Below are 25,692 nucleotides of genomic sequence, written 5' to 3' on the forward strand. Positions count from 1 at the left end.
AGCCCGTCCAAAAAGGACGGGCTTTCAGGCCCATCCCACAATAACAATTAAAATTGTAAGTTATTTAATTCGCGATCCTAACTAATCGCAGCGCCAAATCTTAATCGTCTGATCCGCACTCCCGCTGGCGAGCAAATTGCCCGAAGGTGCGATCGCCACCGAGTACACCGTACCCGAATGTCCCTTAAGACTGCTCAACAACTCCCCCGTCTGCAAATTCCAAATATTAATCGTATTATCATCGCAGCCGCTAACCAAAGTCAAACCGTCCCCACTGATAGCAACCGACTCGCCCCGACTCACATAATTCTGCAAAATATGCAGCGCCTCATTCGTTCCTAAATTCGTTACACCCTTTCCCCTCCTAGAATTAGTATTTAAAATCCGCAACAAACTGCCCGTATGCAAATTCCGCAGTTTAATCGTATAATCATTGCTGACGCTAGCAAGAATCTGACCGTCCGGCGCGATCGCCACAGAATTCACCCCAACATTCAACCCCGAAAGAGTCCGCAGCAACTTACCGCTTTCCACATCCCAAACCTTGCTCGTCGCATCACTACTGCCACTCGCCAATATTTTACCGTCCGGGCTAAAAACCACCGCATTCACATTGTCAGAATGACCCTTCAAAGTCCGCAGCAACTCACCACTCCGCAAATTCCACAGCTTAATCGTATTATCAGCCCCGCCGCAGCTAGCAATTACCAGGCGCTTCGGGTTGATCGCCACCGAATTCACCTCCATAGAATGTCCCGGAAAAGTACACAGCAAATCGCCGTTGTGCAAATTCCAAAACTTAATTGTTTCGTCCGAACTGCCGCTGACCAACATCTTTCCGTCATAGCTAATCGCAACCGAATTTACGCGATCGGAATGTCCCGTCAGAGTGCCAATTAATTCTGCTGTTTCTAAATTCCAAATCTTAATAGTTTTATCCCAACTACCGCTAGCCAAAATTTGGCCGTCCGGGCTAATAGCCAGAGAATTCACAAACGATGAATGTCCCGGCAGCGTATATACGCACCGCCATTTCTGATGTTTTAATTTGTGAGCTAATTCCTTCACCCGCTTAGCTGCAGCCTCAGCGTCCTCTCTGCGTTTGAGTTCAGCCTCCTCCAAACGCTGGCGTTCCGCCCTAGCTTTCGCCTCTCGCAGCGCCAGCCGCCGCATCTCTCCCTTAGAGACTATTCGCTGCTGCTCCTGAATTTCTTTAAGAGTTTCAATATACGGTTTTGCCCAATCTTTAGAAAACCATTCTTGAGCAAATTCCCCCTCTAAATTAAATAGCTGAGGTTCGTGAGTAAAATCGATATTTAAATAATACAAATCAGCTAAAAAAGCCGCCAATAACTTGTGAATAGTCACAATTATTTGCCGAATAATCCGCAGGCTCAGCTTTCTGTCTTTTCCCTCCGCCTCCCACTGGTGGTAAACCTCTTCCCAATTCCAAGGCTGCATCGCCACTAGAGAAACGCTCTGATTTATGACTCCCCAAAAACCCACATGAAAATTAACTTCATAATCGCTGATATCGCTGTACAGTATAGCTGTCGGTACGGGAGACAACACAGTCTGCAACCGCTCCACATCAATATCAGAAATGGATTTTTTGAAATAGTCTCCGTAAAACTGAACCGGGCACAACTCTCCGTGCGGGGGGTAGTGCTGGTTCAAAAAAGCTCTTAACTTAGCCGGCAGCTCGATATTCAGATTGTGGCGAAACGAATCGGGGCAATCTTGGCTAATTTTTGCGGGAGCAACTAACAGCAGCAAGCGGTGCTGTTGCTGCTGCAAAATCTGTTCAGTTTCCTGTCGGCTCAAATTAGAAAACCAGTTGTCCTTGTCCCAAAGAGTTTGAATTTCGCTCAGCTTAACTCGAATTGCTTCTGATTGAAACTCCCGCATTAAGTCGCGGCAAAGTCGGCTAATTGCCCGCTTATCTCTTATTTCTTGTGCCTTAATTCGGTTAGAGCGTTCTTCCTTTACCCTTTCTTCTGCGTCGGCGATCGCGATTAATTCTTGTTCTCTGGCCTGCTGCCGCTGCAAATATCTTACTTGTGCTTTAATCCAGCGCGGGTCTTTTTTGATTTGCTGGTTCAAAGCACAAGAACCAGACGGCTCAATTTCTGCATAGCGTTCGTTGACAGCGCTTGCTCCCAATCTTTCTCCCAATTCAGAGGCTACAGGCTTCAACAGTTCAATTAGGGTGTCTGAGACGGGGCGGGGTAAGGACATACCAGTTAAAACTTTTTCTTACTTAAGGACGATCGCGCGAGTCAATCGATTTTAGATTTTAGATTTTAGATTTTAGATTTTAGAATTGAAGCATTGACCCCACGGATAAATTCGGGGGTTCCTTTATCGGATACAGGTTTTTTATTTCTGGACGGATGAATCCGGCGGCTTGTATCCTGGATGCGGGAATTGTCAGGCATATCTCGATGAGGCGGGGATCTTGGCATGAGCCCTACATTTGGGCGATCGGTCAACGTATCTGTAAGGCGTATCGTGCAGCCGCGCCAGCTTAGCACCTCAACTCAATAATAATATTTATTTATACACTTTACATTTTACTCCGAATCTGAGTTCAAAGCACCGACGCAAAAGACTTCAGGATATGCGATCGACCCTGAGTTCCCCCAATTTGTTTTTTTTGTTGCCATTTAACTCGCTCTTGTCTATAATCATACTTCACAACCATAATTACGGTATTCCGACCTAATAACCGTACTTTTACTAGAGGAACAAATATAATGAGCCCGTGGCAACGCCTAACTCAACACCTTCACTGGCCACAACAGCCATCAGCCAGCACAAATCAATCATTTACCGCCCTGAAAAGATTTGTGTCCCTATTTTTAGTGGGAATAACTTTAAGTCTCGCCGTTGCATCCTGCGGCCAAGGAACCAGCAACAACCCTGCAGCCACTCCAGGCAGTGCTAGCCCTGAAGCCAACAAAGGCAAGGTAGAATTAACCCTAGTATCCTTCGCCGTCACCAAAGCCGCCCACGAAGCCATAATTCCCAAATTCGTAGAACAATGGCAAAAAGAAAAAGGCCAAACAGTCACCTTCAACCAAAGCTACGGCGGTTCCGGTTCCCAAACTCGCGCAGTAATTGACGGTTTAGAAGCAGACATCGTACACCTAGCCCTCGCCCTCGACACGACCAAAATCGAAAAAGCCGGACTCATTGAGCCCGGGTGGGAAAAAGAAGTCCCCAACGAAGGCATAGTCAGCAAATCCGTAGGAGCAATAGTCACCCGCGAAGGCAATCCCAAAGGTCTCCAAACCTGGGAAGATTTAAGCAAAGACGGAGTAAAAGTGATTACCGCCGATCCCAAAACATCGGGTATTGCCCGGTGGAATTTCCTAGCACTTTGGGGTTCAGTTGTTAAAAACGGAGGCGACGAAACCAAAGCATTAGATTTTACTACCAAAGTCTACAGAAACGTCCCCATTCTGACTAAAGACGCCCGCGAAGCCACCGACGTATTTTTCAAACAAGGCCAAGGCGATGCCTTAATCAACTACGAAAACGAGATTCTTCTGGCCGCTGAGAAAGGCGAAAAACTGCCCTATTCTATTCCAGAAGTCAATGTTTCGATCGACAATCCCATTGCCGTCGTCGATAAAAATGTTGACAAACACGGCACCCGCGAAGTTGCCGAAGCATTTGTCAAATTTTTGTACACCCCAGAATCTCAGCGAGAATTTGCCAAAATAGGCTTCCGCCCAGTAGATGCGACAGTAGCCGCGGAACCAGAATTTGTCAAAAAATATGCCCCCATCAAAACCTTATTTACAGCTCAAGACTTAGGAGGCTGGGGAGATATTCAGCAGAAATTCTTCGATGACGGAGCTGTTTTTGACAAAATTCAAGGTTCAATTAGACAGTAGTGGCCGGGGCGGGTTTACCAGATGATTTGTTTTAGGCAATTATTTTTGGTAAAACCCGTATCTGGTAGGGTGCGTCGCTCCTAGATATTCGAGGGCGCGAAAGCAGATTGTAGGATGGATCCGCACCCTACATCTATCTAATGAGCCAGGGTTTACCAGATGATTGGTTTTAGGCAATTATTTTTGGTAAAACCCGCCCCTAAAGAAATTATTCTTTCCAACTCAAAACTATTCTCTTATGGCTGTATCATTTCCAACCAGTAACTCTCAATCTCCTATTCAGCATATCAAAAGGGCGATCGGCAAAATCACATTACCTTGGGGAATCACCCTAGGCTACCTCAGCGTAATGCTATTGGTCCCAGTTGCAGCAATGCTACTGAAAGCCAGCACAGCCAACCCCGCCGAATTTTGGAAAATTGCCACCAGTCCGATCGCCCTTTCCGCCTACGATGTCACCTTCTTTACGGCATTAATTGCGGCATTAATTAACGGAGTATTCGGCACATTGATTGCCTGGGTTTTAGTCCGCTACGACTTTCCCTTAAAACGGATTGTAGATGCAGTCGTCGATTTACCCTTTGCACTCCCTACCTCCGTCGCCGGTTTAACCCTCGCCACAGTTTACAGCGATAACGGCTGGATTGGTTCGCTTTTTGCACCTTTGGGAATCAAAATATCGTTTACTCGATTGGGCGTAGGTATAGCGATGATATTTATTTCCTTGCCATTTATCGTTAGAACCGTACAGCCAGTTTTAAACGAGATGGAAAAAGAAATCGAAGAAGCAGCTTGGTGCTTAGGTGCTTCTCAATTTGAAACCTTCTGGCGAGTAGTTTTGCCGCCGCTATTTCCGTCTATTTTAACCGGAGTAGCACTCGGCTTTTCGCGAGCGGTGGGCGAGTACGGCTCTACTGTAATTGTAGCTTCTAACATACCCTTCAAAGATTTAATCGCGCCAGTATTAATTTTTCAAAGATTGGAACAGTACGACTACGCAGGAGCAACAGTTATCGGTACAGTCATGTTAGCTATTTCCCTGGCAATGCTGTTCGCAATTAATCTCTTACAAGCATGGAGAAGACGCTATGACGGCTAATATCAATTCACCCGCTGGTTACAATTTTCCGCCTGCCGGTTCTAGTCGGAGTCAGGAAAAAGCTTGGGTAAAACCAACTTTAATCGGAATTGCGATCGGCTATCTCGCTCTTATCTTATTTATCCCCACTCTCAACGTTTTTTACCAAGCTTTCAGAAAGGGCTTTGAGCCATTTCTTTCTAACTTAACCTCACCAGATTTTCTGCACGCAGCGCAACTAACCCTGATAATTTCTCTGATAGTTGTGCCTGTAAATACAGTCTTCGGTTTGTGTGCAGCCTGGGTAATTGGCCGCAACAAATTTCCGGGTCGCACGCTATTAATCAGCCTTTTAGACGTGCCTTTTGCCATCTCTCCCGTAGTTGCAGGTTTAATGATTGTACTGCTTTACGGTCGGCTGGGGTGGTTCGGCCCGTGGCTGGAGGCGGCCAATATTAAGGTTATTTTTGCCTTCCCTGGAATGGTGCTGGCTACTGCTTTTGTTACCTTGCCTTTTGTTGCCCGCGAAGTGATTCCAGTTTTGGAAGAAGTAGGGACAGATCAAGAAGAGGCGGCGAAAACTTTGGGAGCAAATGACTGGCAAATTTTCTGGAATGTCACGCTTCCCAGTATTCGTTGGGGATTGCTTTACGGAGTAATTTTGACCAATGCTAGAGCAATGGGAGAATTTGGAGCCGTCTCTGTGGTGTCGGGAAATATTGCTAAAAAAACGCAAACTTTGCCTTTGTTTGTAGAGGATGCTTACAAGCAGTACGCGACGCAAGCCGCATTTTCGGCTGCGGTAGTTCTCGGTCTTTTAGCAGTTGTCACTCTCGTGCTTAAGGAGATTTTAGAACGAAAAACTAGGATCAAAGAAGTTGAAGAATAGTCATCAGTCATCAGTCATCAGTCATTAGGGCTTTAGGGTGCGCGCTGTGAACCTCATCCGTCAAACCAGTCGTTAGTAGGGTGCGGCGCTATCGACAATCTGGTTGAAAGCTCGAAAATCTCGCAGCGACGCACCCTACAAGATATTGGTACAAAATGTAAACTGAAACAAAAATTAGGAGTCCCAAATGTTAGCTCACAACACTAGCGAATCTCAATTTGAGGGCATCGGCGATTTTCACAGAACCCAAGAATCAGATATTCCAAAATCTGATAGTGCTGACAGCAGACCAACTCAAACCCGCATTCGCATTCGTATTCCTAAAGAATACCATCAGGAACCAGTCATTTCTCATCTGATTTCTGAATACGGTTTGACGGTAAATTTTAATGCCGCTTTGTTGGGTGTCAAAACTTTAGATGACGGTTGGTTTGATTTGGAGCTTAACGGTACAAGTAAACAGATTGAAACTGCTCTAATTTATCTCAATGATTTAGATGTTGAAATCTGGAGCAATTCCAATTATCCCGATGAAGAAACTTGGTAATTAGTGAGTCGGGGACGCACCAACCTGGAAGATCGCCTAAGGATCGCTAATTAAATAATTTACACTCTTGAAAGTGGGATGGGCGTCCCGCCCGCCCTTTCTGGACAGGCGGGACGCCCATCCCACAAGAACTATCACGCATTCTAAGTTATTTAATTCTCATTCCTAATATTCTGGACTGACACGCATATTTTTTTCGACCCGATTTATTGAGCCTAATAGTCTCAAGTAATGTTAGTCATGAGTCAGCCTATCTCTTCCTGTAAAATAACAGTTATCAAGGTTCTAGTGAGGAATACAAGCCTTCACAAAACTCACAGGACTTGCTGCATTCCTCCCTACAAAGCAATTTAATGGCGGTTGTTCGTTAGCGAAGGTTGCAGAAGAGGATCGCACATACCCATCATTCAGCAGCTAACAACTACCAAATAACACCAGCTTACAGCTAATAATCGTGACTGATGACTCTTGATTAACAAATATCGATCGCCATCAGTTAACTATTCGATTGACAATTTTTATAAAATCTGGTTTTTTCTCCATCTCTGGCATATCAATAAACAGCGCGCACGTCTTCTCCAACATTGTTGTAACAGCCGGAACAATATCCCCCTTTAAAACTTCTAAACAATCAAACTAACTCAGTTAGGGCAGGGGAGCATATAAAAAAAATTTTGTCAATATTCAATTTAGGTGAAATTAGGAGCGATCCTCTTCGAGGGCTTCGCCAACAACTCTCATCCGTACCGGAAAAAGCTCGATCGCTGCTGCGGTTGGTTTGTGATATGAATTTGATGTGTGCGTGTACCAGGAGAATTTGAACGTGGAACTCTATAAAGAACGGAAACACCAGATAGTTTTTGCGGATTCACAAGTTAAAAATTGCGAAAGTTTAACAGAAACGGTCAATTCCGATACAGAAATTGTTATTCTCAAAGCCGATCGCGACGGCATTGAGCAAATTGCCGAAACACTTAAACAGCGGAAAAACATTGCAGCCGTCCACATTTTGTCTCACGGCGCAGCAGCCAGCTTGCAACTGGGAGCCACAGAACTAAATCTGTGCAACATTGAAAGCTACCGCAATTATTTAGAAAAATGGTTTGCTTTGCCAGCAGCCGAAACAAACTCGAACTCTTCAATTACAGCTAAACCCGAAATTCTGCTTTACGGTTGCAACGTCGCCGCCACAGAAGCAGGTGTCGCTTTCGTCCAAAGGCTGAGCCAGCTCACCGGGGCAAATATTGCCGCTTCCGATAACTTGACTGGGAATGCTGCGTTGGGTGGAGACTGGGAACTAGAAGTAACTACGGGAAACATTGAAACACCTTTGGCATTTTCGGCTGAGGCGAGGGAAGCTTACAGTGGCGTACTGGCTGACTTGAACCAAAGGACTGGCGACTTTAACGGACTGGTAAATGCCATCAATGTTGCCAACATCAACACTGGCATTGACACGATCACTCTCACTGCCGATATTACCCTCGCAGGGCAATTGCCGAGAATTACCGACACCACCACTATTGTTGGCGGTGGTTTCAAGATCAGCGGCAATAACAACCGTGCCTTCGTAGTTGATAACACAACATTTAACATCTCAAACCTCACCATTGATTCCGCACAAGCAGTAGGCAACGCAGGAACCGCCGGTGGTGGTGGCGCCGCAGGCTTAGGTGGCGCCCTTTTTATCAACAGCGGTACAGTCACAGTTGACAGAGTTACTTTTTCTAATAACTCTGCCGTTGGCGGTGCAGGTGCGGCGGGGAATGGTGGCAAGGGTGGTAGCGCGGATTTGGCTACTGTCTTTGGAGGCACAGCAGGGACAAATGGTAGAAATGGTAGAAATGGTCTAGCAAGTAATGGCGCTGCCGGTGGGGTTGGCGAAGATGGCGAGGCTGGCGGTACTGGTAATGCTGGCGGTACTGGCGGTATTGGCGGCACTGGCGGTACTGGTGTTGGCGGCACAAACGGTGGTGCTGGTGGCATTGGTGGTGGTGGTGGTGCTGGTAGTGTTGTCGGTAGTGGCGGCGGTGGTGGTGGTGCCGGTGGCCTTGGCGGTCCTGCTGGTACTGGTATTGCAGGTAATGGTGGCAATGGCGGTGTTGGCGGTGCTGGCGCCTTTGGTGGCGGCGGTGGTGCTGGCGGTACTTCTGGTACAGGTGCGGTGCTTGGTGCTATCGGCGCTGGAGGCATTGGCGGCTTCGGCGGCGGTGGCGGTAGTGGCAATGGTGCAAGCGCAGGGGGCACTTTTGGCGGTGCAGGTGCTATTGGGTTTGGCGGCGGCGGTGCAGGTTTAGGCGGCGCGATTTTTGTTGGCGGTGGCACTTTGACCATGACCAACAGCACCTTATATAGCAACACAGTTACGGGTGGCAATGCTGGTAATGTTGCCGCAGGTGCGGGTACAGCCGCAGGTGGTGCAATTTTCGTCAACTTAGGTGCTACAGCTACCCTCACTAACAACACGATCGCTTATAACTCTGCAACAGCCGCCACAGTTGGCACACCGGCTAGTCTGATTGCTAGTGCCGGAGGAATTTACAACAACGGCGGTACAGTTACAGTCAAAAACACGATCGTCGCTGGCAACGTTGCTACTACCGACACTGATGTTACAGGGACATTCACCGGGAACAACAACCTGATTGGGGTTCTCGGCAGTAGCACTGGTTTTACAGCGACTCAGCAACTAATCGGTGCTTTGACAAATGTATTAGCACCAGTCGGCTCTGCCGGATTGAATGGCGCAACGGCTCCGGCTCCTTTCACCCTTGCCCTAGTTGATAACAGCCCGGTCACAACTAGCACTAACCAAGCCATTGGCGGTGGCAACAGCGCCGACGCAACAGCGGCCGGTTTAACTACTGACCAACGCGGTACAGGTTTCCCTCGGAAAATCGACAATACTCTTGTCAGCAAACCTAGTGTTGACATCGGTGCTTACGAGTACGGCCCAGTGGTCGTGGGTCAGAAATTCAACGACCTGAACGGGGATAGCCTGCAAGGTGCCGCGGCAACTGAACCAGGTCTAGGCGGCTGGACTATTACCGCAGGTACGAGCACTAATGTAACATCTGCCGTTGCTGCCACTCTCGGCCAATACACTCTCACGGATACTAAGGCCAATACAGCGATCGCAGAAACGTTACAAACCGATTGGGTGCAGACTTTGGCACCAACGGTGACGACTGGTACTGCTGATGTTACGGGTGCGAACTTCGGCAATTTCAAAAAAACCTCGATCGCGGGCAAAACCTACACCGATCTCGCCGGCAACGGCTTCACGCCCGATGACACCACATTAAACGGCATCACGGTCAACCTCTACAAAGACACCAACGCCAACGGCACGCTAGAAGTCGGCACAGATACTGTTGTCGGCACTGCACAAACCACTGCGGGAGCCGGAGATTACACATTCTCGGAGATAGGCCCCGGCAATTACCTGATACAAGCCACTGCCCCAGCCAACTCCACTATCTCTTTCCCCGCTGCCGCAATTCTCGTTAGTGCCCAAAGCGGTACTCCCGTCACCGGTCAAAACTTCGGCGTTTTCCAAAACATCACCGTTAGCGGCACCAAATTCACCGACCTCACAGGTAACGGCTTCTCTGCTGACGACACCCCCCTCAACGGCACTACCGTTCGCTTGTTCAAAGATACTAACGATAACAGCACTTTAGATAGCGGTGACACGGAAATCGCCTCTCAAGTTACCGGGACAGCGCCAGCAGCACCTGGGACGTATAGCTTTGCCAACGTCGGCTCCGGTAGGCACTTTGTGAGAGAAGACGTGCCGGCTGGCTTCTCACAAACCGCCGGCCCGACTTTTTATCCAATTAACCCGGTCAGCGGCACAAACATTACGGCTCAAAACTTCGGCAATTTCCAACTAGGCAAAATCAGCGGGATCAAATTTAATGACCTCAACAAAAATGGCATCCAAGATGGGCCAGAAGAACCACCGCTAGGAGGCTGGACAATCTACGTAGATGCCAACAATAACGGCACCTTCGATGCTGATGAAGAAAGCGAAATCACGGATGCTACGGGTCTGTACGAGATCGACGACCTGCCGGCGGGCACTTATACAGTGCGGGAAGTGCCACAAACAGGCTGGACGCAAACTGTGCCCCCCGTCAACCCAGCTACGCCTACCCTTTCCGGCGCGTTTACGATCGCCGTCACCAGCGGCACAGACTCCCAAAACAACAACTTCGGCAACTTCAAGCCCAACTCGATTAGCGGTCTGAAGTTCAATGACCTCAACACAAATGGCATCCAAGATGCGCCAGCAGAAACAGGACTACCCAACTGGCAATTCTTCCTGGATACCAACGATAACGGCACTCTCGACACTGGGGAACCGAACACCCTCACCGATGCCACCGGCAACTACAAATTCCTCGATTTGTCAGCCGGAACCTATAAGGTGCGGGAAGTCTTGCAGCCTACTTGGACGCAAACTACCTCCGACCCGGCGGACATCACTGTCACCAGCGGTCAAGATATCGCTAATATCAACTTCGGCAACTTCCAGTCGAGCACTATCAGCGGTCAAAAATTCAATGACCTCAACAACAACGGCGTTAAAGATCCCGGAGAATTGGGGCTAGGTAACTGGCAAATATTCCTCGACAGTATCAATCCCGATGGCATCTTTCAGCAGGGCGAACCTACTACCATCACTGATGCAGCGGGCAACTACACTCTCCGAGATATACCCGCAGGTACTTACCAGGTAAGGGAAGTCCAGCAAAACGGCTGGACGCAGACGACCCCTAACCCCGCCCCCGTTACGGTTAATCCCTCGGATAACATCACGGGCATTGACTTCGGCAACTTCCTGCCCCAACCCGGGGCGATCCGAGGTCTGAAGTTCCAAGACACCAACAACAACGGCACTCAGGATGCTGGAGAACCGGGTTTACCCAATTTCCAAATTCAGTTAACCAATGTCGTAGCTGGAACTGCTCCTGCTGCTGTTACTACTACCACAGACAACAGTGGCAACTACCTGTTCGCGAACCTAACGCCGGGAACCTACCGCGTCAGGGAAGTCAACCAAACTGGGTTTACCCAAAGCACACCCGACCCCGCCGACATCACCCTAACTTCAGGCGCTATTGTCACCGGCATCAACTTCGGCAACTTCCCAGCGCCGACGCCGACACCTGCACCGACGCCGACTCCGACGCCGCCGCCACTGCCACCTGTACCCACGCCGACGCCTGCACCTGCACCGACGCCTGCACCGACGCCGACGCCTGCACCTGCACCGACGCCTGCACCGACGCCGACGCCTGCACCTGTACCGACGCCGACACCTTCACCTGTACCGACTGATTTGGTTTGTCCTGAGAACTTCCCCAGGATAGCTACTCCCAATCAACCAGGCACTCCGACTGCGGGTAATGTGATCAATGGCCCTAACGGCGACGATACGATCGTGGGTAGTGCCGGCAGTGACTCTATCTTCGGGTTGGGCGGCAACGATTTGATCTTTGGTCGAGGGGGCGGTGACTATATCAATGGCAATACGGCCAACGATACTGTCTACGGAGGCATCGATAGCGATACTCTCTTTGGTGGCAAAGGGTTTGACCTGATTTTTGGCGATCGCGGTAACGATACGATTTATGGCAATCGCGGCAACGACTCTCTTTCTGGCGACGAAGGCAATGACTTATTGTACGGGGGCAAAGCCGATGACGTAATTTTGGGAGGCGCTGGCGACGATGTGCTATTTGGCGATCAAGGCAATGACACTCTCTGTGGCGACGACGGTAACAATACCTTAATTGGGGGCAGCGGTGATGATTTGCTCTTTGGTGGCACCGACGATAACTTGCTCTTTGGTGGTATTGGCAGCGATACTCTCGTCGGTGGCAGTGGCAGCGATGGTTTTGTCTTATCAGCGGGCGGAGGAATTGACACGATTTTCAACTTCACTGCAGGAGTTGATTCGATCGAGTTGGTGGGAGGCTTGGACTTCAATCAACTGTCGTTAACCGAAACTAATGGCTCGACGGCGATCGGAATTGCCAACAGCGACCAGATTTTGGCTATACTGACGGGCGTACAGCCGAGCCAGTTATCGGCTCAGAGTTTTAACTTGCTGGTTTAGTCTGCCGATCAAAGTTTCGAGTGTCAGCCAAAGAAGGGGAACGAATTCCGTTCCCCTTCTTTGGTCAAATTTGTTCGAGATACTTCAGCAAGTCGGCCATTTCTTGCGGACTCGGTTGAAACTGGGGCATTGGTGGGGTTTGCCCGCTGGTGACTTGCCGGATCAGATCGAATTCAGATTTGCGCTCGGACACTCCGTGCAAGTTGGGCCCGACTTGACTGTCTGAAACGGATATGTGACACCCCGCACAGTTCATTTGAAAGATGGCGGAACCCTGAAACGGGTTGCCAGTGAGGGATAGGACGCTTTTGACGTAAGGGTCGGCGACTTGAAATTGACGTATTGTGATAATTGCCAACATGATGGCAAGCAACACCGCTAGCGCAAATAGGGCAAGTCGCTCGATCGGGTTTTTAATTTCATTCCTGGCAAGTTGGTTATTCAAAGGAGTTCAATTAAAAATAGTATCTACAAGAAAATTTATTTCTCATAACATAGCTTAATCGTTCGCAGCGGGGAGAGCAAGATCTAATACTCCCGGAAGGGCGTTTTTCGGAAAATTCATCTGTGTAAGTGCTGGTAATATTAAAAATAGGTTGTTAAATCTTAACGTTAAGGAGCTCTCATGGTAGAACCGCTGCTTTCAGGTATTGTTCTGGGTCTAATCTTTGTTACTCTGTCGGGGCTGTTTTTTGCTGCTTATCAGCAGTACAAGCGCGGCGATCAGTTGGGTATCAACAAGTAAAAGGGGCTACAGTCCCTAACTTAGGCTGTCAGGGGGGAGTGGGAATTGGGAATTGGGCATGGGCCAAACAGGGCATGGGGCATGGGGCATTAAATCTGCCTACTGACTTCTTCATTCTTCCCTCTTCCTTCTTCCCTCTTCCCTCTTCTCGACATCCGCTACATCCGTTACATCCGTTACCGAACTTCCTTCTTCCTTCTTCTCGACATCCGTTACATCCGTTACCGAATCCGTTACCGAACTTCCCTCTTCCTTCTTCTCGACATCCGTTACATCCGTTACATCCGTTACCGAATCCGTTGCCGAACTTCCTTCGTTAAAGATATCGATCGAGAATAGCAGCAGTTTCCAGACCTGTTTTTTCCCAGCTAAATTGTTTTGCTCTGGCTAAACCGAGCTCCCGCAAGTGCGATCGAACTTTAGCATCCGCTGCAAGCTCGTGCATAGCAGCGGCTATTTCTGCGACGCTGTAGGGGTTGACTAACAATGCGCCGTCCCCTGCCACTTCGGGCATGGAAGACAGGTTAGAGGTGATGACAGGAGTCCCGCAGGCCATTGCTTCGAGCACGGGGAGGCCGAATCCTTCCCAAAGACTGGGGAAAACCAGGGCGATCGCTTGGTTGATGACTTTGGGCAAGTCGGCGGCGGGGAGGTAATCGAGGAATTTTACTCGATCGACCAATCCCAATTCTTGAACCTGCGCCTTCAGCAGCGGCGTATAGCGTTTGTCTTCCGAACCTGCTATCCACAATTCGTACTCGGAATTATCTGCCAAAGCAGCAAAGGCTGCTACAACTCGCTGCAAGTTTTTATAAGGATTGTGGCGGCCGATATAAAGAAAATAATTGCTTGTTGGCAAGTCTAAAAAACGGAAAAAACTGGTATCGTATCCGGGGAAAATTGGCGTAATTAAATTAGTAGGAATCTTGCAAAAATTATTGATATCTTTAGCAGTTGCTTCCGAGTCGCAGATGACGTGTTGAGCCTGCCGCAGCACTTGGGGAATGTAGTAGCGGTGGTAAGGTGTCAGAGGATCGAAGCGGCGGGGAAATCGCAGCGCTATTAAGTCATGTACTGTAATTATATAGCGGCAACCTGCAAATAAAGGAGCTTCGGGAATTGGGGAAAATAACAGGTTAGATTTTAGCTGTTTGTAAATTTTGGGGAGTTGGGTTTGCGTCCACATCAATCGGTTGATGTGTCCTTTGGTTCCTTGTTCTGGTGTTAGGTTGGCGGGTATTTGGTAGCAGTTGTTATTGGGGAATTTTTCGGCTGTTAGTAATGTTGGATTGAGGGATTTTAGGTGGGGAAATAGGTTTTTGGCGTAGATGGCTAAGCCGGTTGGTTTGGAAATTAGGAAGGAGAGGTTGATGAGGAGGTTGGATTGGGGATTGGGCATGGGATAATATGTAGATTGCGGTTTTTGGGTGGATTTTTTTTATTTAACCTGAGATATTACACCATTCTCAATTAGCTTTTTAGGAACAGGCTTTTCGGCCTGTTCCACAAGAAAATTTAGCTTTTTAGGAACAGGCTTTTCGGCCTGTTCCACAAGAAAATTTATCTTTTGTGGAACAGGCCGAAAAGCCTGTTGCTGACAATGGTGTAAGATTTAACTTTAACCGCAGAGGGCGCAGAGAGGAAGAGAGGGAAGATTTAAAGATATTGTTGTAAAATGTTGGCGGTTGCTGTTCCGGTTTTGTTCCAGCTAAATTGAGACGATCTGGCTAAACTAGCAGTTTTTAAGTTCGATCGCACTTTTGAATCTGTGGCTACTGTTTGCATGGCTTCGGCTATTTCTGGGACACTGTAAGGATTGACTAATAATGCGGCATCTCCGGCTACTTCTGGCATTGATGACAGGTTGGATGCGATGACGGGCGTGCCGCAAGCCATTGCTTCTAAAATTGGTAAGCCGAATCCTTCCCAAAGTGTAGGAAAAACTAGGGCGATCGCCTGATTCATCAGTACGGGCAATTGAGAATAGGAAACGTAACCGAGAAACTTTACCACAGATTGTAAACCTAATTGTTCAACTTGTGCTATTAACTGCGGCGTGTAGGCATTGGGAGGCCCTGCTAGCCACAATTCGTAGTTTGTGCGATCGGGCAAACTCGCAAATGCAGCAATTAATCTTTCTAAGTTTTTGTAAGGATCGTGTCTGCCGGTATAAAGAAAATAATTTTTGGTGGGCAAGTCGAGATATCTAAAATTAATATTATCGCAAGCTAGGGGAATGGCGGTCATCTTTTTAGGCGGAATTTGGAAAAAGTTAGCAACATCTGCCGCAGTTGCTTGAGAATCGCAAATAATGTGTTCTGCTTGCCGCAAAACCTGCGGTATGTAGTAGCGAAAATAAGCTGTTAAGCGAGAAAACCGTTGGGGAAATCGCAAAGGAATTAAATCGTGAACTGTGACGATGTAGCGACAGCCGGAATACAAAGGTGCTTCTGGAATTGGGGAAAATATCAGGCTTGATTGCAATTTTTTGTAAATTTTTGGTAACTCAAACTGAGTCCACAGCAGCCTATTAATTTGTCCTTTCGGGCCTCTATCCGGTGTCATATTTTCGGGGATTTGATAGCAAGTATAATCCTTAATTTGCTGGGAAGTCAGTAATGTTGATTTTAGCTGTTGCAGTTGCGGGAAAAGATTAGCTGCATAAGTTCCGATTCCCGTTGGTTCGGGTGTTAAGAAGGACAAATTGATTAACAGTGAATTAGACATGATTTTATGTAACAGAATTTCTCCCAATTGTAGGGGTGGGTTTTACCAACAATAATTGCCTAAAACCCATAATCTCCTATACCCGCCCCACCCAACTAACCATCAAAATATACATTTTTATGGTTGCACAGAAGTCAAATTTCATGTAACTTATTGGCGGTGTAGGGCGGGTTTATATAAATTGTTTTTCATTATCCAATTTTGTTAGTAAAACCCGCCCCTACGCAATTTATCGATCGCGATCGCGATCGAGCATTTGAGCGATATCGGCAGGATTTGGCAGCCGAATTGTAGCATACTCTTGGTGAATAATCTCAAAAAAACTCTTGACTTTTTTATCGAAACGTGCAAGTCTAAAGTTCTGACTGCGCTGCTGTGCACCAGCTTGAAGTTCTGCTAGCAAATCGGGATTGACAATTAGTTGATGTGAATGCTGGCACAGTTCCTCAACGGTATTGAACAAAAAGCCCGATCGCCCGTGTTCGACAATTTCCGGTTGGCCGCCGCCGTTGAAAACAATCGGAGCACAACAGTTTTGCATTGCTTCTACAGTCGCCATCCCGAAATGCTCAAATCTTTGAGGATTGACTTCACCCAAACCGCAGGCGTGCCAGAATATGCTAGCTCTAGCATAAAGCGATTTTACCTCATCAAAGCCAACATTGACTTTTAGCTCGATCGCCCTTGAATCTTGCTTCAATAAATTCTGAACAGTCTTTAAATAAGGATTGCGGGGAATGCTGCTACCAGCTAAAATCAGCCGCCATCCTTGAAGTTCTTCGGGATAATCTGCTAGCAAACTGCGGAAAGCTTGAATGAGTTCAATTTGCTTTTTTGTTCCCCCAGCTTCAAACTGTCCCACAGCCAAAATTATGTTTTCTTTCGGCACTTTAACTGTTGCCATTTCCACGGGCGGATAAAGCAGAAAAGTTGGGTGTAGGTTCCAGCGTTTCTCCAACCACTTGACGGTAAATTGACTGTTGGCAATAATAAAAGTGTAGTCATCGACAGCAAAGTGACGGTTGCGGAAGGTATTGGGAAAGTGACAGAAAAATACTGAAATTGGCGACAGTGGTTTAACTTTTTCCAGTTGGTTCGCGTTGATAAAAATATCGTAGTTTTTGCTTTCTCTGGCAATTTCATCAAAGGGATTTTCCATATCTTCCACGATGATGCTGGAATCGATGCACTGCATTCCGCGTTTCTCGTAAAACCCCAAGGGCATAATTTTAATTTGGCACTCTGAAAGGTTGAGTCCGTACCACGATTCTAAGTCGGAAACAGCAACTGGTTTGTTGGCGATAAAAGTAATGTCAAATTCATTTTGTAGCAGCGAGGCGATGGTAGCGACGTATTTTTGACCGCCGCCGATAAAATGCAGTCCGTGATCGTAAATGGCGATCGACATTTTGCGATCGCCCCGAACCACCTGCAACCGAGACAAAATGCGATCGATCTTCATCCGATTGTAAATCACCGCCAACTTTTCCGACAACTGCGGGATTACAGTTTCGGTGATTTCCGGTTTCTGATAATCTAAAAGTTTTTTAATCGCTACAAATAAACTCTCGAACAGCAAATCGTACTGCTTGTTAGTAAAAAAATCCGAAGTATGAATTCCTTTGACTAATTGCAAGGGTTCATGTTTTGCCAAATACAAAAACCGATTGCGGTTGCAGAAATACTCGGTAAGTTTGCTGCCTTTACTCGAACCCCGATACTCGTGATGGGCGATCGCTGCGGGAGTATAAAGCATTTTCCAACCGCGTTTGTGGCAGCGTTTGGCAAACTCTACATCCTCAAAATACATTACAAAATCTTCATCTATCGGCCCCACATCTTCCAGACATTCCCTGCGGAAAAGCACCGCAGCCCAACAAAGCCCTTCGACTTCCCCTTCTGTATCGTACTGTCCCGAATCTTTTTCGCCAAAGCCGACATCTCGCCAATAAAAATTAGGTAATTGCTGAATGCCTGCGCTGTTAATTCGCCCGTCTTTAAACAGCAATTTGCCGCTAGTCGCACCGACTGTCTTATTAGTTTCTAGCACTTTCACAAGTATCTCTAACCAGCGACTGTCAAGGGTAGCATCGTTATTGAGAAAGCCGATATATTGCCCTTTTGCTTCGCTGATACCGAGGTTCAGGGCTTTCGCAAAGTTATTGGCGGAGTTGACAAAAATCCGAACCTTGGGAAATAGTTCGCGCAGGGAGTTAACGGAATCGTCTTGAGAACAATTATCAATTATAATTAAATCGAGTTGCGATTCGGGATACGCAAGTTTTTGTAGAGATTTTAAGCAATCTTTCGTGTGGCGCAGACCGTTATAGTTGACTATAATTAACGAACATATGGGCAGTGCAGTCATTCGATTTTAGATTTTAGATTTTAGATTTTAGATTGAGGAATTGAAGGATTGAAGGATTGAAGGATTTTCGATTTCCGATTTGGGATTTAGGATTTTAGATTGAGGAATTGAATAATTTTATATTTTTGATTGAAGCATTGAAGCATTGCTCTCGCGAATAAATCTGGGGCCTTGTGACCAAATTATTTTGGGTCATCTTGGATGCTTTATTTTTGTCGATCGAGCAATTGAGCGGTAATCTTCTCTAAAATAGCAGTATGTTGCTGCTGTACTGCTTTAATTTGCTCTATTTCAGACTGAAAAGTTGCGATCGCATTTTGTTGAGTCTCAAGCTGTGCTGTAACTTCGGGATATCCGCTGCTGAATTCCGATTTAATTTTTTTCTCTAGGCTTTGTTGATTTTCTTGCAATTTTTGCAACTGTGTGCTTAAGGTATGCACGACGCGCGTATTAGCGAAATTGTAAATAACTTGACGTTCGAGTACGGGTCTGAGCAATTTTCGGACTATTTTCCTAACTGCAATTACTGCGGAACCCAGCCGCCTTTGGTAAGAGGTAATTGGTATGTTATAAATGTCGAAACCCGCCTTTAACAGGGCGATGTCTTCGTCATCTTCATTTTGGGCGTGAAGCGAAGCTATCCCGTTCCCCGCAGGGGTTCCCGTTCCCCGTAGGGGTTCCCGTAGGGTAGGGTAGGGAATCGCACTATTTTCTGTTCCAGGCAGCGGCGGATCGGCAATACCAATTCGCGGCTCCAAAGTTTGCCGCAATTTATGTATTATCTGTTGAGTTGGTATTTCTTCGTACTGCAAACTTTCTTCTCCTTGAGATAACTTACTATGACTTATTATGGAACGGGCATCTTGGCTGCTTGAATAATAATTGTAACTAATTTTGGAACAGGCAGAAAAGCCTGTTCCAGGGCGGGTATAATGCCCACCCACAAGAAAATTTATCTCTTGTTAAATCACGATTATTGCTTCCGATATTGGCAATATCTCAATTTAAGCTAACTCAATTTGACTGTCATCACCAATCATAAACCGGAGAGCTTTGGGACGAGCTGGTGCGTTGGTGAGTTGAGCTCGCTGCCCGATCACGCTGTCAACAATTCGCTGGTGAATGCCAACTATTTTCGCCCCTTGCAATATTACACTGTGTTCGATATCAGCATCAATCATCGTCACGCGATCGGCAATACTGCTGTAAGGCCCGATAAAGCAATTTTCAATGCGGCAATTTTCCCCAATTACCACCGGCCCGCGAACTGTAGAATTAATGATTTCCGTTCCTTCGCCTATTTGCACTCGCCCGATAATTTGACTTTTCGCATCTACTTTTAATTCAGTTGAAGCTACGATACGGCTATCTAAAATGATTTGGTTTGCACTCAGCAAATCATCTTTTTTACCCGTATCCAGCCACCAACCCTCTAAATTGCAGGCTTCTACGTGTTTTTCCTGATTGATGAGCTGTTGAATGGCATCGGTAATTTCGAGTTCCCCCCGGGGCGAAGGTTGAATTTGATCGATCGCCTCGTGGATAGTAGGAGCAAAAAAGTAAATTCCCACCAGTGCTAAATTTGACGGCGGAACCTTGGGCTTTTCTACTAACTGCAAAACTCTGCCTTTCTCATCAACTTTTGCCACACCGAAAGCAGAGGGATTGGAAACGGGACGCAGCATAATCAGAGCGTCTAGTTTCTGCTTGTTAAAAATCTCTAAAAAGGGATCTAACTGATTTTCAATTAAGTTATCTCCTAAATACATAATAAACGGAGAATCGCCCAAAAACGGTCTGGCAACTTTTACCGCGTGAGCGAGCCCTGCCGGCTCTGCTTGCAAGATATAAGTAATTTTCGCACCGAAGCGAGATCCATCTCCTGTTTTCGTCTTCACCTCTTCCCCGGTTTCGGGACTAATAATAATCCCAATATCCGTAATCCCAGCCGCCACAATTCCTTCAATTCCGTACCACAGTATCGGCTTATTTGCTACAGGAACCAACTGCTTAGCACCCGTATAGGTGAGGGGACGCAAGCGTGTTCCTTTACCGCCAGAGAGGATGAGTGCTTTCATTGGGTGAACTCTGAGTTATCCTTTAGGGTTTGCAGTGCCGGCTCGATTGGCCTGCACTTGTTCGCTCTCGTTGATTTTAAACTACCGCTACCCCGCTGGCAATACTTGCGGTGTAAGCTGTGGAGCATTTAAAATGGTATTGTATGGTGCGTCAGTTTTAAGGCGTTTTCCATGTATAGTCAGTGTTATAGCTGACGCACCCGGAGCGGCCTCGTTAGTGGTTGAAATGCTCCACAGCTTATCCTGATACAAATGATTTATTTGGCTCACACTTTTATAGTGCTGGACGCACAGAGAGCCATAAACGAGGTTTATTACAACAGAAAGCAGTTAAAAGCTGAGGTTTTTTGTCAAAAAACCAGCTTTCTAAAGGTCGAGAGTGCGCCAGTCCAGATTTAATTGCCTACCCTTTTAATAGCGACCATATCGGGCTATCAATGGACGACTACTATTGTTTTGATTTGTCAACCAAGCCCACATCTGATCGCCCAGACAAAAATGCCACCATTCGTTTGGATGCTGCTGAAAACCCGCAGCTATCATCGCATTTTTTAATATTTGCCTGCGACGGTGATATTCCAGTTTTTTCTGATCCTTGCTATTACAGAAATAATCGGGATAAGAACGTTCTGATATTTCATCAATCGGAGAACCCATATCAATTTGCCGATTGTTTTCATCCACTAAAGTTATATCTAAAGCTGCACCTGTACTGTGAGGGGGAGGCGTCGCGCGATCGAGGCTCGGTACTGCCCAAAATTGATATACGTGTTCTATAATTACTTGACGTTTGTCTTCGGAAACCGGAAAATCGCAGCCTTGAGCTATGGCAATTTGATTAAAAGTATAATCTACCATAAATTGCTGCACTTCCACCGGCCGATAAGCGTCAAATATCAGAATTTTCCAATTTTGATGATTTTGCTGTAGCTGGGTTTGAGCGGCGATTAAACTATCTACAACTCCTTGCCGCAAGTAGAAAGGGGAATCTGCTTTGCTGTTGTGATAGGGTGCACCCAACTTTTGATAAGGGTGCGGTATTTCAAAGGCAAAATGTTTTGCTGGAATAGGGACTAAAGGTTCGCCACATTCGTCGATCGCTATTCGCTGGTATGGTTTCATATCAAGGTGTTACCCTACTTTATGATTACTGATGAACTACAATACTAAGTATATGCTTTTCACTTGATACCGTCGCGCTGCAAATAGCAAAGCAGCTAGAAGATCCTCATGTTCTAAACCGTCACTGTCATCTATAATTTCTTTAGCATTCATACCATAACTGAGTAATTCAAGAATTAATTCGACTGGATATCGGAGACCGCGAATACAAGGTTTTCCGTGACAGATATTTGGATCGAGTGTGATGCGCTGCAAAAGTTTTTTTTCCATATTTTAGGAGCAAATATTAAATATATCCTAACTTAAAGAGCGTAGCTTTCGATCGGTTTGTAGTAAGGGCTTTAGTGCTTTCAATTTCCACCTAAAGTCCTAAAGTCCTTACTGCCAAAAAATCCTAACTTTGGCGGTAAGCAACTACCGCATAAAACGGATCGCCACTTCCTATTCGCAGCATTTGCATAAAACTCGGCAAGTTAGGCTTGCGAACAATTACTTCGGGCTTGCTAAATCCGGGTATATTTGCTCCTTTGACAGAATCAAAGTAACTCTTGACTAATTCTACCCGATCGCCCTCGGAACCTTCCCGCCAAGCCGCGATCGCCTTTTGATAAAACATCCGGTTAGAAAAGCTCATAATTGCTACGCCACCAGGCTTCAAAATGCGGTGAATCTCGGTAAAAATCGCATCCGGGTGCTGCAAATACTGTACCGAAACGCAGTTGACAACGGCGTCAAACTCTGCATCCGGCAGTGGCAATTTGGGATTTTCGTTCAAATTCTGCACGAAATAATGATTCAGCCGGCGATTTTTGGCCAACTCTTCTTCATTCATGCCGTGCCCTTCAACATGGGCAAATTGCATCTCGTCGGGCAAGTGAGAAACCCAACTGCTCATCATATCAAAAATCCGAGTATTCGGTTTCAGCCGCTCCCGATACAAATCGGTTAATTGCTCGATAAATCCGTCATCGACATGAGTCACAAACCGGGGAGAGGAATAGAACAGTGTATCGTCAGTCTCGTCTAACTTGGTGCGCTGATTTCCTTGGAGTGGCATAACGTGCGATGTGCGATCCTAACTTTATTCTTCTTATTTTACTAATAATTAAGAAATGTAAACAGATTCCGCAGGATGGACTTCCGGCACTCGCCTGCTCCAATCTTAAATCATCCCCTTCAGAGTCTACTGAGTATTTTTATGATGCAGGACTCTGCTTCATTCAGCTTGTCATTACAGCTTCCGGCTCGTTCATGCGTTGATGCACCAGCAAGAATAGCTGAACGAGCTGCTTCAAAATAAGGCAGGAGCTCGCTCTTTATAGACGGATCGATCGACTCATCTTTTTTTAAATCATGACACAGACTAGACAGTGCCGATTTGGCATCACTCATCATTGTTGTTTCGTAGGCTTCTTCCACCTCGGATTGGGCGTTGCTTAATTGCTGAAGGATTTGATGCAATTTTTTTCTTTGCTCTTCGGACATCAGATTCATCACTCCTTGAGAGACTAACTTATATAGGAATAAAACAAATTATCGTCGATATCATCAAACTTGGCGTGCTGATTTCCTGGCAGTAGCATAACGTGCGATCGCAACTTTACCCTCCAACGTATAGAACCACCATAGCTATCTACCTTTGAAAAATCTCTGTGTACGCTTTTATTAGGATATCGCAACTTCACTCTTACTCTGATTACATCTCAACTGTGAAAAATATAATTGCCAAGAAAACCCTTCTATGGTATACTAGAAGATTGTGAATATTAATCAAAAGTAAAGTAACAAGCCGGGAGAAATCAAAATGACACAGCAAACCCTGCACGGAACCAGCCGCAAAAGAAAAAGAACATCCGGTTTTCGCGCCAGAATGCGTACCGCAACGGGTCGATTGGTAATCAAAGCTCGCCGCAGCAAAGGTCGCCACCGCCTCGCAGTCTAGCACTGCATCAAGGTTGAGAGGCCTCAACGATCGCCCTACGCCATGTTGCCCGATACAAACCGACTTAAGCACCGAAAAGACTTCAACGCCGTATACCGCAAGGGAATGCGCCGTAACTCGGCTCATTTCAGCTTGAGAGCTCTGCGAAAACCCAAAAGCGTCGAATTAAGCAAACCGACAGCCGAGAAATCCTTGCAGCCGACTCGCACAGGCATTTCCATCAGCCTGAAAGTCAGCAAACGCGCTGTAGTTCGCAACCGGATTAAGCGTCAGATTCGGGCAGCTTTGCGACAGCTATTGCCCCGATTAAAATTCGGGTGGGATTTAGTAATTGTCGTGCGTCCGATCGCACAAGAGTGCAATTATGCAGAAATTCTGCAAGAATTAGAGCAGTTGTTGGTAGAAGCCGAGGTACTAGATGGGAATTCGAGAGGAAGTATATTATGAAGGCGGCCCCGCGCCCGGAGACTTGATCCTCAATTTACTCCTGGGGCTGACTGTGGTGGGAATCCCCCTAGCAGTAGGAGCAATTGTCCGGGCTCTGTGGCTGCGGTATCGGATCACGAGCCGCCGAGTGTCCGTAACTAGCGGTTGGATGGGGGGCGAACAGACAGACGTTATCTACTCAGATATAGTCAAAATCGTCACAGTACCTCGCGGTTTCGGGACTTACGGAGACATGGTGCTCACCATGAAAAATGGCAGCCGCTTGGAACTCAGAGCAATGCCGAAATTTCGAGCAATGTATGACTACATTAACGAAAAACTGCCCGCAGCCGCTCAAAAAGCAAACGCGGCCCAAGCTAAATAACCGAACCGCTTTCACCCTGATTAGAGGCCCAATTCAGTGCGAGTATTGGCAAACTCATTAAAACAAACCCGCAGACCGGGCGGTCGATCGACGGGCAATGTCCTAAGATAGAGACAAAACCCTAAAAATTGAGGCGGCTCGCCTTCAGCGGGTAAAAATAGTTCTCAACAGCAAACATAGAGCACCTAAATTAACGAACAAGCGAATGGATTTCGGTATCTCGTTTCTCTCCAACAACCTCATGCTTCCGATCCTAGATTTTTTCTACGGGATCGTGCCAAGCTACGGTTTAGCGATCGTAGCACTGACGCTCGTGATTCGCTTTGCTCTTTATCCTCTCAACGCAGGCTCTCTTCGCAATATGCGGCGCATGAAAGTAGCGCAGCCATTGATGAAAGAGCGAGTAGATCAAATTCAAAAACTCTATAAAGACAATCCTGCCAAACAGCAGGAGGAAATGAGCAAAGTATACAAAGAATTTGGTAATCCTCTAGCAGGGTGCTTCCCGTTGCTGGTGCAAATGCCAGTGCTGTTTGCACTGTTTGCAACGCTCAGGGGTTCGCCGTTTTCTGACATAAATTACAGCGTTAACGTTCAAGTTTTGCCCAAAGAACAAATCGAAACTGTTCAACCGCAAGCTTTTGCTACACCGCCCCAAAATATTTACGTCACAGGTACTTTTCATGCTCCAGTTGTGGGGGTAATTCCAGGCGGCGACAAAATCGCAGTCGGCGACACAACCAAGATAAATTTTCAAACCCCAGAGGGCAAACCTCTCAAAGTTTTAGCGGCAGAAAATAAGAGCGAAATCGACTTTGAACCGGGCTGGAAAGTCATCAAAGGCGAAGAAGTGGTCAAGGTAGATGAACAGGGCAACATCACAGCCTTAGCGCCCGGTGAAGCCACAGTTCAAGGCACAATCCCCGGATTGGCTAGTAACAAAGGATTCCTGTTTATTGAAGCTCTAGGCCGCGTTGGCGCGATCGACTCAGACGGTACGATCCACTGGGATATTTTGGTGATGATCCTGGGCTTCGGCATCAGTTTGTACATCAACCAAACCCTTTCAGGACAAGCACAAGGGCCAAACGACAACCCCCAACAGGCTACAGTCAACAAACTGACGCCAGTCATATTTTCAGGGATGTTTTTGTTCTTCCCGCTGCCCGCCGGCGTGTTGATGTATATGCTGATTGCTAACATCTTCCAAACAGTTCAATCGTTTATTTTGTCGCGAGAACCGCTGCCCGAAAACCTCCAAAAAATAGTGGACGAAGCAGAGGCGAAAACCCAAAAAGAACAAGGATTAGATGCACTTCCCTTTGAGCCCAAGCGTTCTAAGAAAAAGGCTTGATT

At 46.7% G+C, this 25,692-nt stretch carries 21 protein-coding genes; 10 read left to right on the plus strand and 11 right to left on the minus strand.

Annotated elements, in window-relative coordinates; all coding sequences use genetic code 11:
• Positions 1–81: 81 nt before the first annotated feature.
• Entirely contained in the window at positions 82–2,238 is a 2,157-nt protein-coding gene (locus QUA50_RS02295; protein ID WP_333259400.1) for a WD40 domain-containing protein, read from the minus strand.
• Positions 2,239–2,756: 518 nt separating this feature from the next.
• Here QUA50_RS02295 and QUA50_RS02300 point away from each other — a divergent pair.
• From QUA50_RS02300 to QUA50_RS02320, 5 genes are all read left to right on the plus strand, one after another.
• Positions 2,757–3,902 carry a sulfate ABC transporter substrate-binding protein gene (locus QUA50_RS02300; RefSeq protein ID WP_333259397.1) on the plus strand — a complete coding sequence of 382 codons (1,146 nt, stop codon included), beginning with the start codon at positions 2,757–2,759 and terminating at the stop codon, positions 3,900–3,902.
• 238 nt (positions 3,903–4,140) lie between these two features.
• Positions 4,141–5,001, plus strand: a complete 861-nt coding sequence (cysT, locus tag QUA50_RS02305) for a sulfate ABC transporter permease subunit CysT (RefSeq protein WP_333259394.1) — start codon at positions 4,141–4,143, stop codon at positions 4,999–5,001.
• Positions 4,991–5,869: a sulfate ABC transporter permease subunit CysW gene (gene cysW, locus QUA50_RS02310; protein WP_333259390.1), complete on the plus strand. Its 879-nt coding sequence runs from the start codon at positions 4,991–4,993 to the stop codon at positions 5,867–5,869. The genes cysT and cysW overlap by 11 nt, the downstream gene beginning before the upstream one ends.
• Before the next feature lie 187 nt (positions 5,870–6,056).
• Positions 6,057–6,416, plus strand: coding sequence for an NIL domain-containing protein (locus tag QUA50_RS02315; RefSeq protein ID WP_333259387.1), 360 nt, complete (start codon positions 6,057–6,059; stop codon positions 6,414–6,416).
• A gap of 823 nt (positions 6,417–7,239) precedes the next feature.
• Positions 7,240–12,543, plus strand: a complete 5,304-nt coding sequence (locus QUA50_RS02320) for a DUF4347 domain-containing protein (protein WP_333259384.1) — start codon at positions 7,240–7,242, stop codon at positions 12,541–12,543.
• A gap of 64 nt (positions 12,544–12,607) precedes the next feature.
• Here the strand turns inward: QUA50_RS02320 and QUA50_RS02325 are convergent, their stop codons facing one another.
• Complete coding sequence (locus tag QUA50_RS02325) at positions 12,608–12,988, minus strand: cytochrome c (protein WP_333259381.1); 381 nt, start codon at positions 12,986–12,988, stop codon at positions 12,608–12,610.
• Between the two features lie 180 nt (positions 12,989–13,168).
• Here QUA50_RS02325 and petG point away from each other — a divergent pair, with 180 nt between their 5' ends.
• Positions 13,169–13,288, plus strand: a complete 120-nt coding sequence (gene petG, locus QUA50_RS02330) for a cytochrome b6-f complex subunit V (RefSeq protein WP_015174208.1) — start codon at positions 13,169–13,171, stop codon at positions 13,286–13,288.
• Between the two features lie 316 nt (positions 13,289–13,604).
• On the opposite strand, the gene QUA50_RS02335 is transcribed toward petG, so the two are convergent.
• The 9 genes from QUA50_RS02335 to QUA50_RS02375 form a co-directional block, all read right to left on the minus strand.
• Positions 13,605–14,687 (minus strand): glycosyltransferase family 1 protein, encoded by a 1,083-nt coding sequence (locus QUA50_RS02335; protein WP_333259378.1) that lies wholly within the window; start codon positions 14,685–14,687, stop codon positions 13,605–13,607.
• 257 nt (positions 14,688–14,944) lie between these two features.
• Positions 14,945–16,015 (minus strand): glycosyltransferase family 1 protein, encoded by a 1,071-nt coding sequence (locus QUA50_RS02340; RefSeq protein ID WP_333259375.1) that lies wholly within the window; start codon positions 16,013–16,015, stop codon positions 14,945–14,947.
• Between the two features lie 229 nt (positions 16,016–16,244).
• On the minus strand, positions 16,245–18,383 hold the full coding sequence (locus tag QUA50_RS02345; protein WP_333259372.1) for a glycosyltransferase: 2,139 nt from the start codon (positions 18,381–18,383) through the stop codon (positions 16,245–16,247).
• 206 nt (positions 18,384–18,589) lie between these two features.
• Positions 18,590–19,195: a hypothetical protein gene (locus QUA50_RS02350; RefSeq protein WP_333259370.1), complete on the minus strand. Its 606-nt coding sequence runs from the start codon at positions 19,193–19,195 to the stop codon at positions 18,590–18,592.
• Between the two features lie 192 nt (positions 19,196–19,387).
• A complete protein-coding gene (locus QUA50_RS02355) occupies positions 19,388–20,461 on the minus strand; it encodes a glucose-1-phosphate thymidylyltransferase (RefSeq protein WP_333259367.1) in 1,074 nt (357 codons plus the stop codon).
• Positions 20,462–20,872: 411 nt separating this feature from the next.
• Positions 20,873–21,583 carry a M15 family metallopeptidase gene (locus QUA50_RS02360; protein ID WP_333259365.1) on the minus strand — a complete coding sequence of 237 codons (711 nt, stop codon included), beginning with the start codon at positions 21,581–21,583 and terminating at the stop codon, positions 20,873–20,875.
• Between the two features lie 36 nt (positions 21,584–21,619).
• A complete protein-coding gene (locus QUA50_RS02365; protein ID WP_333259362.1) occupies positions 21,620–21,838 on the minus strand; it encodes a DUF433 domain-containing protein in 219 nt (72 codons plus the stop codon).
• A gap of 139 nt (positions 21,839–21,977) precedes the next feature.
• Positions 21,978–22,640, minus strand: coding sequence for a class I SAM-dependent methyltransferase (locus tag QUA50_RS02370; RefSeq protein WP_333259360.1), 663 nt, complete (start codon positions 22,638–22,640; stop codon positions 21,978–21,980).
• A gap of 119 nt (positions 22,641–22,759) precedes the next feature.
• The gene (locus tag QUA50_RS02375) at positions 22,760–23,068 is read right to left on the minus strand and encodes a hypothetical protein (protein ID WP_333259357.1); all 309 of its coding nucleotides are present in this window, start codon (positions 23,066–23,068) and stop codon (positions 22,760–22,762) included.
• A 319-nt stretch (positions 23,069–23,387) separates the two neighbouring features.
• Here QUA50_RS02375 and rpmH point away from each other — a divergent pair, with 319 nt between their 5' ends.
• The 4 genes from rpmH to yidC all read left to right on the plus strand — a co-directional run bounded on the left by rpmH (position 23,388) and on the right by yidC (position 25,690).
• Positions 23,388–23,525 carry a 50S ribosomal protein L34 gene (gene rpmH / locus QUA50_RS02380; RefSeq protein ID WP_006632320.1) on the plus strand — a complete coding sequence of 46 codons (138 nt, stop codon included), beginning with the start codon at positions 23,388–23,390 and terminating at the stop codon, positions 23,523–23,525.
• Positions 23,526–23,567: 42 nt separating this feature from the next.
• Positions 23,568–23,972, plus strand: coding sequence for a ribonuclease P protein component (rnpA, locus tag QUA50_RS02385; protein WP_333205436.1), 405 nt, complete (start codon positions 23,568–23,570; stop codon positions 23,970–23,972).
• Positions 23,944–24,336 (plus strand): PH domain-containing protein, encoded by a 393-nt coding sequence (locus QUA50_RS02390; protein ID WP_333057957.1) that lies wholly within the window; start codon positions 23,944–23,946, stop codon positions 24,334–24,336. Before rnpA ends, QUA50_RS02390 begins: the two co-directional genes overlap by 29 nt.
• 205 nt (positions 24,337–24,541) lie before the next feature.
• On the plus strand, positions 24,542–25,690 hold the full coding sequence (gene yidC / locus QUA50_RS02395) for a membrane protein insertase YidC (protein ID WP_333259354.1): 1,149 nt from the start codon (positions 24,542–24,544) through the stop codon (positions 25,688–25,690).
• Positions 25,691–25,692 lie beyond the last annotated feature (2 nt).

The sequence above is a fragment of the Microcoleus sp. M2_D5 genome (genome assembly GCF_036701935.1).
In the GTDB taxonomy this organism is placed as follows: Bacteria; Cyanobacteriota; Cyanobacteriia; order Cyanobacteriales; family Microcoleaceae; genus Microcoleus.

Excerpts from the sequence above, each read along its gene's own strand:
- rnpA (WP_333205436.1), top strand. The coding sequence starts at position 23,568 with ATGTTGCCCGATACAAACCGACTTAAGCACCGAAAAGACTTCAACGCC.
- QUA50_RS02300 (WP_333259397.1), top strand. The coding sequence starts at position 2,757 with ATGAGCCCGTGGCAACGCCTAACTCAACACCTTCACTGGCCACAACAG.
- QUA50_RS02360 (WP_333259365.1), bottom strand. The coding sequence starts at position 21,583 with ATGAAACCATACCAGCGAATAGCGATCGACGAATGTGGCGAACCTTTA.
- QUA50_RS02390 (WP_333057957.1), top strand. The coding sequence starts at position 23,944 with ATGGGAATTCGAGAGGAAGTATATTATGAAGGCGGCCCCGCGCCCGGA.
- QUA50_RS02370 (WP_333259360.1), bottom strand. The coding sequence starts at position 22,640 with ATGCCACTCCAAGGAAATCAGCGCACCAAGTTAGACGAGACTGACGAT.
- QUA50_RS02345 (WP_333259372.1), bottom strand. The coding sequence starts at position 18,383 with ATGACTGCACTGCCCATATGTTCGTTAATTATAGTCAACTATAACGGT.
- petG (WP_015174208.1), top strand. The coding sequence starts at position 13,169 with ATGGTAGAACCGCTGCTTTCAGGTATTGTTCTGGGTCTAATCTTTGTT.
- QUA50_RS02375 (WP_333259357.1), bottom strand. The coding sequence starts at position 23,068 with ATGTCCGAAGAGCAAAGAAAAAAATTGCATCAAATCCTTCAGCAATTA.
- cysT (WP_333259394.1), top strand. The coding sequence starts at position 4,141 with ATGGCTGTATCATTTCCAACCAGTAACTCTCAATCTCCTATTCAGCAT.
- QUA50_RS02315 (WP_333259387.1), top strand. The coding sequence starts at position 6,057 with ATGTTAGCTCACAACACTAGCGAATCTCAATTTGAGGGCATCGGCGAT.
- QUA50_RS02295 (WP_333259400.1), bottom strand. The coding sequence starts at position 2,238 with ATGTCCTTACCCCGCCCCGTCTCAGACACCCTAATTGAACTGTTGAAG.
- QUA50_RS02335 (WP_333259378.1), bottom strand. The coding sequence starts at position 14,687 with ATGCCCAATCCCCAATCCAACCTCCTCATCAACCTCTCCTTCCTAATT.
- cysW (WP_333259390.1), top strand. The coding sequence starts at position 4,991 with ATGACGGCTAATATCAATTCACCCGCTGGTTACAATTTTCCGCCTGCC.
- QUA50_RS02355 (WP_333259367.1), bottom strand. The coding sequence starts at position 20,461 with ATGAAAGCACTCATCCTCTCTGGCGGTAAAGGAACACGCTTGCGTCCC.
- QUA50_RS02340 (WP_333259375.1), bottom strand. The coding sequence starts at position 16,015 with ATGTCTAATTCACTGTTAATCAATTTGTCCTTCTTAACACCCGAACCA.
- yidC (WP_333259354.1), top strand. The coding sequence starts at position 24,542 with ATGGATTTCGGTATCTCGTTTCTCTCCAACAACCTCATGCTTCCGATC.
- rpmH (WP_006632320.1), top strand. The coding sequence starts at position 23,388 with ATGACACAGCAAACCCTGCACGGAACCAGCCGCAAAAGAAAAAGAACA.